The 7,695-nt window shown below is 73.8% G+C and carries 7 protein-coding genes; 5 read left to right on the top strand and 2 right to left on the bottom strand.

The window, feature by feature from the left end; translation table 11 throughout:
• On the bottom strand, positions 1-378 hold a 378-nt coding region (locus tag AB0C20_RS33505), incomplete at its 3' end, for an FmdB family zinc ribbon protein (RefSeq protein ID WP_357569508.1).
• Complete coding sequence (locus tag AB0C20_RS33510) at positions 375-1,052, bottom strand: 5-formyltetrahydrofolate cyclo-ligase (protein ID WP_357190958.1); 678 nt, start codon at positions 1,050-1,052, stop codon at positions 375-377. The genes AB0C20_RS33510 and AB0C20_RS33505, both read right to left, overlap by 4 nt.
• Before the next feature lie 84 nt (positions 1,053-1,136).
• On the opposite strand from AB0C20_RS33510, the gene AB0C20_RS33515 reads away from it, so the two are divergent.
• The 5 genes from AB0C20_RS33515 to AB0C20_RS33535 all read left to right on the top strand — a co-directional run bounded on the left by AB0C20_RS33515 (position 1,137) and on the right by AB0C20_RS33535 (position 7,518).
• Positions 1,137-3,491 (top strand): diguanylate cyclase, encoded by a 2,355-nt coding sequence (locus AB0C20_RS33515; RefSeq protein ID WP_357569509.1) that lies wholly within the window; start codon positions 1,137-1,139, stop codon positions 3,489-3,491.
• Positions 3,492-3,500: 9 nt separating this feature from the next.
• A complete protein-coding gene (locus AB0C20_RS33520) occupies positions 3,501-4,463 on the top strand; it encodes a UTP--glucose-1-phosphate uridylyltransferase (RefSeq protein ID WP_357569510.1) in 963 nt (320 codons plus the stop codon).
• Positions 4,460-5,773 carry a gephyrin-like molybdotransferase Glp gene (glp, locus tag AB0C20_RS33525; protein WP_091394702.1) on the top strand — a complete coding sequence of 438 codons (1,314 nt, stop codon included), beginning with the start codon at positions 4,460-4,462 and terminating at the stop codon, positions 5,771-5,773. Before AB0C20_RS33520 ends, glp begins: the two co-directional genes overlap by 4 nt.
• A 111-nt stretch (positions 5,774-5,884) precedes the next feature.
• The gene (locus AB0C20_RS33530; RefSeq protein ID WP_357190964.1) at positions 5,885-6,535 is read left to right on the top strand and encodes a GNAT family protein; all 651 of its coding nucleotides are present in this window, start codon (positions 5,885-5,887) and stop codon (positions 6,533-6,535) included.
• Positions 6,536-6,735: 200 nt separating this feature from the next.
• Positions 6,736-7,518, top strand: a complete 783-nt coding sequence (locus tag AB0C20_RS33535) for a hypothetical protein (protein WP_357190966.1) — start codon at positions 6,736-6,738, stop codon at positions 7,516-7,518.
• Positions 7,519-7,695 lie beyond the last annotated feature (177 nt).

Here is a 7,695-nt window from a genome sequence, read left to right on the forward strand (position 1 = left end):
GCCCGAGGACGAACCGGACGAGGACGACCCGGACGAGGACGAGGACCCCGAAGAGGACGACGAGCTGTCACCGGAGGACGACTCGGACTTCGCCGGCTTGGTGGCAGTGCCGCCGGCTGTCGTCTCGGAACCGGACGCCCGGGAGTCGGTGCGGTAGAAGCCCGAACCCTTGAAGACGATGCCGACCGAGTTGAAGACCTTGCGCAGCCGCCCCTGACACGCCGGGCACTCGGTCAGCGGCTCGTCAGAGAAGGACTGCACCGCCTCGAGCTGCTGACCGCACGTGGTGCAGGCGTACTGGTACGTGGGCACGTTCTCCTCCGGATCTGGGCTCAGCCAGTTGGCACTCGACGTATTCGAGTGCCAATGGTGCGTCATTCGCCCCGGGTTCGTCCAGCAGACGTGTGGGGCGCGACACCGTGCGCCGCACCCGGGCCGTCGTCAAGCGTACGCATCCCGTCGGCGGGAGTGACGACCGCGCGCACCCGACGGTCGTGGGGCTCCGCCGGCAGCGCCTCGACCAGCTCACCGTCGTGGAGCGGTACCACCGTCAGGGCCGCTTCGGGTACCCGGGCGAGTGCGCGGTCGTACGAGCCGCCGCCGCGCCCGAGCCGCCGACCGTGACTGTCGACAGCGAGAGCCGGTACGACGACGAGTTGCGCGTGCGCCACGGCGGTCACACCGAGGCGGGCACCGGCTGGTTCTCGGATACCCCGTCCCGCCGCGATCAAGGCATCCGGCCCGGTGTACGCCGCCCAGTCCAGATCCAGGTCGGTGAGGAGCACCGGCAGCAGCAACTCGGCGTCCGCCGGCAGCGCCGCCCGCAGCACCTCGGGTAGGTCCGCGCCGCCCGGTTCGGAGCCGACCGGCACGTACGCCGTCATCCGGTGGGGGCGCAGCCGGCGTACCAGCGAGACCAGCTCGGCCTGCACGCGCCCGGCGGCGGCCGCCCGGGTCTCGGCGGGCAGCGACCGGCGGCGAGCGAGCAGCTCGACGCGGGTGTCCCGCTTCGCCATCCGGGTCACTTCCGCTTCATCAGAAAATTCCGGCACGCAACACTCCTGACGCAACGCCTCTCCCACGGTTGCACTGTGTCAGCATCGCAAGCAACGGAGGCGGAACTTCCGGGGGGACGAGTGACGCTACGCGGGCGGTTGACGGCAGCCTTCCTCGTGGTGGTGCTCGGGCCCGTCCTGCTCGGCGCGCTCTTCGTCGCCTCCACAGTCGCTGCGGTCGACCGCAGCCGCTCCACCGAGCGCCTGGCGGTGGCGGCGTCCACTGTTCGTACCTCGGTCGACGCGCTCTGCCAGCAGCTACGCGCCACGGCCGACGCGGTGGCGCTCACCGCCGATCCGGCGGTCGCCGCCGCGCAACTGGTCGGCCGGGGCCTGGCCGCAGCGGTGCTGGTCACCGACGTGGCCGGCCAGGTCACCTACATATCGCCCGGTGCTCCGTCGACCCCGTGGAAGGACTGCGCCGGCTCGACCGAGGGCACGAACGGGGGCTCGAACCCCGGCTCGGCCGGCCCGGTCCGTGCGTTGGCCGCCCAGGTCGACCTGCACGACCGCTCCGGCACCCGGCTGGGCACTGTGACCGCCGCGCAACTGGTCGACCCGGCCTTCGTGGCCCGACTGGCGGCGGTGACCGGGGTGGCGGTCACCCTGCTCGACAGTGGGGCGAGCGCCGCGCGGGTCACCCACACGACCGAGTCCGGTGACGTCCGCGACGCGGTGCTGGCCGCCGCCGTCGGCGTACGGGGAGAGCAGGTCACCGAGACCAACGAGGGCCGGTACGTGCGCAGGCTCGGGCCCTCCGACGCGCAGCCGCTGCCACTGGTGCTCTCCGTTCCCAGTGAACGGCCACCTGGGCTGCACGCGACGCTGGTCGGGGTGGTCGTGCTGGCCGGGCTGCTCGCGGTGCTGACCGCCTGGCGGCTGGCCCGGGTGACCACCCGGCCGCTGGCGGAGCTGGCCGGTGCTGTCGACCGGGTGGCCCAGGGCGACCTGACCGCCCGGGTGCCGGTACGCAGCCGCGACGAGTTGGGACGGTTGGCCGCCGCGTTCAACCGGATGACCCGTGAGACCGGCTCCTACGTCGCGGCCTTGACCAGCAACCGGGATCAGCTGCGCGGGCACCTCGCGGTGCTCGGCGACACCCTGGCCAGCACGCACGACCTGCAACGCATCCTGCGGGTGATCCTGCGCAGTGCCATCGGGGCCACCGGTGCGCGCGCCGGTGCCGTGCTGCTGGTGGAGACCGGCGGGGTGCTGGTCGCGCAGTGCACCGAGGGGTTTGACGGGCGCTGGCCCGCCGAGGAGGCGGACGGGTCGCAGACGCTCCGGGTGCCGGTCGGCGTCGGCGTGGTCGGAGAGGTCGCCGCCACCGGGGAACCGCAGCGGGGCAGGGCGGAGCCGACCGAGGCGCCAACTGGTGAGCCACGCTGTCGCACCTACGTCGCGGTGCCGTTCGCCGCGCCGCCCGGCGGTGCCACTGCCACCCTCGGCGGACCCTCGGGGCCGGTCGACGAGGCGAACGCGGCGGCCGCGCTCGGCGTGCTGGCGCTCTACGACCGGCTGGGCGCCGACGAGTTCGACGACGACGACCTGGCCACCCTGCGCACCTTCGCCGGCCACGCCGCAGTGGCGGTGGACAACGTCCGGGTGCACGAGGAGGCGCAGCGGCTCTCCCTCACCGACCCGCTCACCGGGCTGTGGAACTACCGCTACCTGCGCGAATCGATCCGGCGGGAGGTGGAACGGGCCAGCCGCTTCGGGCGGATGCTCAGCGTCCTCGCGCTGGACCTGGACCGGTTCAAGGACGTCAACGACACCTACGGCCACGCCGCGGGGGACACCGTCCTGGCCGAGTTCGCCCGGCGGGTGCGCGGGGAGATCCGTGAGGTCGACCTGGCCTTCCGCCAGGGCGGTGAGGAGTTCGTGCTGCTGCTGCCGGAGACCGACGCGCGGGGCGCGGCGATCGTGGCCGAGCGGCTCGGCGCGGCGGTACGCGACACGCCCATCGCCGTCGAGGCGTACGCCGGGCCGGTCCTGGTGACCGTGTCGGTGGGCATCGCCGTCTTCCCGGACCACGGCAGCACCGGGCGAGAGGTGCTGGAAGCCGCCGACGACGCGCTCTACGCGGCCAAGGCGGCGGGCCGCGACACGTACCGGGTCGCCGAGGTGCGCTCGGATCTGCCGACCCGGGAGATCCCGGTGCTCGCTTCTGCGGTGAGCCCACCCGACGGGCTGCCGCGCGCCGGCCAGCCGGTGCAGGCCAGCCGTGAGCCGGGCGGGCCCGCCCGGTCCGACCCGGCGGTGGGCGTACCGGAATCATCGCTGGCGGGCCCGGCGCACGCCCGACCGGATTCGGCCGACGACACGCCGGACAGCGCGACGGGCGCGGCGCGGGCCGGCCCGGACGCGGCCCGGCCGGGGCCGGGTGGCGGCGCGTCTTCTGGGCCACACCCGCCGCGGCAGAGCCGTGGCCGATAGTCTCGCGGCATGTCGGAGCACTCAGCGAACCCCTCATCGACGGTCGCCGCAAACGGCCGTCCCCTGGCGGTCAAGGCCGTCATCCCGGCCGCCGGACTGGCCACCCGGTTCCTGCCGGCCACCAAGGCGGTGCCCAAGGAGCTGCTGCCGGTGGTGGATCGGCCGGTGTTGCAATACATCGTCGAGGAGGCCACGCAGGCTGGCATCGGTGACGTGTTGCTGATCACCGGTCGGGGTAAGACGTCGATGGTGGACCACTTCGACCGTCGCCCGGACCTGGAGACCAGGTTGGAGGAGAAGGGCGACTCCGAGCGGTTGGCCGCCGTACGTCGGCCCAGCGAGCTGGCCGAGATCTACACAGTGCGGCAGCCCGAGCAACTCGGGCTCGGCCACGCCATCGGGTACGCCGAGTCGCACGTCGGCGACCAGCCCTTCGCGGTGCTGCTCGGCGACGAGTTCGTCAAGCCGTCGGAGCCGCTGCTGCCGGCGATGCTGGAGCTGCAGGCCCGCACCGGCGGTGTGGTGCTCGCCTTCTTCGAGGTCGACCCGTCCGAGACCAAGCGGTACGGGATCGCCTCCGTCGAGCCGGCCGAGTCGGAGCTGACCGACATCGGCGAGGTCGTCAAGGTGACCGGGATGGTGGAGAAGCCGCAGCCCGAGGACGCCCCGAGCAACCTCGCGGTGCTCGGCCGCTACGTGTTGCCGGGCAAGATCTTCGACGCGATCCGGCGGACCAAGCCGGGCAGCGGCGGCGAGATCCAGCTGACCGACGCGATGGAGCTGCTGCGCACCGAGGGCATCCCGGTGCACGCGATCGTCTACCGCGGCACCCGCTACGACACCGGCATGCCGCTGGGATACCTCCAGACGGTGGTGCAGATCGCCGCCGAGCGCGAGGACCTGGGCGCCGAGTTCAGGTCCTGGCTGGCCGACTTCGTCAAGGCCGACGCGGCAGGCGGATCTGGTACATGACCGCGACGGCCGACGCCGAGGCGGCCGCGAACGAGTTGACGCCGCTCGCCGACTACCTGGGCAGCGTGCTGCGCAGGTTGCGCGCGCTGCCGCCACTCGACCTCGACCTCACCCAGGCGCACGGCAACGTCCTCGCCGAGGACGTCGTCGCGCCGCACGCCTTCCCGGCCTTCGACCAGGCTGCAGTGGACGGCTACGCCGCGCGCTGGGAGGACATTTCCGGAGGGGGCCGGGGGCCGAGCTACGTCCCGGCCCCCTCCGGCACGCCCGGAGGCCGCACCATCCGGCTCAACGTGGTCGGCGATCTCGGCGCCGCGAGCTGGCGGCCGGTCCGGCTCACCCCCGGCTCGTGCTTCTCGGTGGCCGCCGGGGCTCCGCTGCCGGTCGCCGCCGACGTCGTGGTCCCGGTGGAGTGGACCGACCAGGGCATGGCCGCGGTGGAGATCTTTCGTACCCCCAAACGGGGGTACGGGGTACGCCGAGCGGGTGAGGAGCTGCCCGCCGGCACCCTGCTGGCCCGGGCCGGCACCTACGTGTCCCCGGCCCTGGTCGCCGTCTTCGCGGCGACCGGCATCGGGCACGTGGTCGTTCGGCCCAGTCCACGGGTGGTCATCGTGGCCACCGGTGACGAACTCGTCGACGTGGGCCGGGGCAGTCAGCCCGGTCAGGTGGTGGACGCGAACTCGCACGCGCTGACCGCCGCTGCGGCCGAGGTGGGCGCACTGGCGTACCGGGTGGGCATCTGCGACGACGACCCGGAGGGGCTGCGCGGGTTGCTGGAGGACCAGACGCTGCGCGCCGACCTGATCATCACCACCGGTGGCACCGGCACCGGCCCCGGAGACATGGTGCGTCGGATCCTCTCCCGCCGTGAGGGCGGTCGCGCCGGGCCGGTCACCTTCACTGACGTGGCGCTCTACCCCGGCACCGCGCTCGGGTTCGGCACTGTCGGCGCCGAGGAGGTGCCGGTGGTCTGCCTGCCCGGCGACCCGGGTGCCGCGCTGATCGGCTTCGAGGTACTGGCCCGCCCCGCCATCCAACTGCTCGCCGGCGCCGAGCCGGTGTTCCGACCCAGTGTGCGGGCGCACCTGCTGGAGACCGTGTCGTCGCCGACTGGGTTGCGCGAGTTCCGGCCGGCGCACGTCGCCGAGCGCCGCGGCGGCGGGTACACGGTCCAGCCGCTCAGCGGCGGTCCGTTCACCCTCTCCGGGTTGGCCGAGGCCAACGGGCTGCTGGTGCTCGGCGAGCGGGTCACCACGGCCGCAGCCGGATCCACTGTGGACGTGCTGCTGCTGGACCGCCGCCGGTGACGCGTCCCGGCCGGTCCGCTCGCGGCCCGTGTCGGGTGATCGCCGGATCCGTGCGGTGAACCCGGTGGGTCCACTTGCGCGCGACACGGTCCCGCGCGGGAGACTGTGCTGGTGAGTCTCTTCGGACCCGCGCGGGCACCGGGCTGGCCGGTGGAGTTGACCGACGGCCCAGTGCTGCTGCGGCCCTACCGGCGCTCCGACGCGGCGGCGTGGTCGGAGGTGCGGCGGGCCAACCGGGCCTGGCTGGCGCCCTGGGAGTCGTCACTGCCGGGCGGTTGGGACGAGATGAACTCGCCGGCCGCGTTCCGCTGGGTGCACCGTGACCAGCGGCGCTCGGCCCGCGAGGGTGAGGGCATGCCGTTCGCGGTCTGCCTGCGTGAGGCCGACCGGGACCGGCTGGTCGGGCACATCAACGTGGGCAGCATCGTGCGGCGGGCACTCTGCTCCGGCTACGTCGGCTACTGGGTGGACGCGCGGGTCGCCGGCCAGGGCGTGATCCCGACGGCGCTGGCGCTCGCCGTGGACCACGCGTTCGGCCCGGGCGGGCTGCACCGGGTGGAGGTGAACATCCGTCCGGAGAACCGGCCGTCCCGCCGGGTGGTGGAAAAGTTGGGCTTCCGCGAGGAGGCGTACCACGTGCGCTACATGCACATCGACGGCGCCTGGCGGGACCACATCGGGTACGCGGTGACGAGTGAGGAGATCGCCGCCGAGGGTGGCCTGCTGGCCCGTTGGCACCGGGTTCGCGCCACCGCGCGGTAGAAGGATTTCCCGACATCCGCCCACTCGTCCCACGGACGGGATCGGCGCGGCGCAGTGGCATCCCGGTCGGTGCGCCGTAACCTCAAGTAACTGCAAGCTGCGGCAAGCGCTCCCCGGCCGGACGATCCACGCGCCCAGGCGTGATCGATGGAAGATCCTGCGGTCGGATGGCGGTTGCTTCGAATTCGGTGACGGGAGGGGTGAGGGTGCCGACCTCGGTGCTCCTCGCCGTCCTCGCCGCCGCCGGCCTGCTCGCCCTGGCCCCGGCGTTGGTTCGTCGGTACGACGCCACCGAGCGGCTGGTGGCGGAGCGGGCGCAGTCGACGGCGCGGGTGCTCCAGCGCCGCCGACGTCGCCGCACTGTGCCGGGACGGCGACCCGTGCATCCTCCGCGCTCACTGGTCGTCACCCTCAGTAAAGACGCGACTACCGGCGCGTTGAGCGCTCCGGTCTCCGCGCCGCCGGCCGTCCGCCGCTCCGGTCGACTGCGCGCTGTGCCCGCCGCACCGAAGCGGTCCCGTCGCCGTCCGCCGCCGCGCCGACAGCACACCCCCGCTGTGTACCGGCGTCGCCGGGTGCTCGCCGCCCTCCTGCTCCTCAACGTCGTCGAGTTGATCGGCGTGCTGTTCGTCAGCCCCGGCTTCTGGGTCGGCTTCGGAGTCACCTTCCTGCTCCTGGCCCTGTACGTCGTGCACCTGCGGGGTCAGGCTCTCGCCGGGCGTCGCCGCCGCCGCGCCCGAGCCCGGGAGGCCGCCTGGTTGGCCGCCCGGCAGGCCGAGGTGCGCCGGGAGCAGGCCCGGCGGGCCGCGGCCCGCCGGGAGGCGCAGCGCCGCCTCGCCGCCCAGCGCGAAGGGGTACGCCGAGCCGCCATGGGCCTGGACCGGCCGGGAGACCTGCCGGCGGCGGTCAACGGTGGATCAGTCTCGTACCGGCGCTCGGGCGGCCTGCGCGGCCGTCCCTACGAGGCCGGCCGAGGCGCCTGACCCTGGCCGTGGCTCGGCCGTGCCCCGGTCGTGGCTCGGCCGTGCCCTGGTCGTGGCTCGTCCGTGCCCCGGTCGTGGCTCGGCCGTGCCCTGGTCGTGGCTCGGCCGTGCCCCGGTCGTGGCTCGGCCGTGCCCTGGTCGTGGCTCGTCCGTGCCCCGGTCGTGGCTCGGCCGTGC

The organism is Micromonospora sp. NPDC048843, from assembly GCF_040649965.1.
GTDB lineage: Bacteria > Actinomycetota > Actinomycetes > Mycobacteriales > Micromonosporaceae > Micromonospora > Micromonospora hortensis.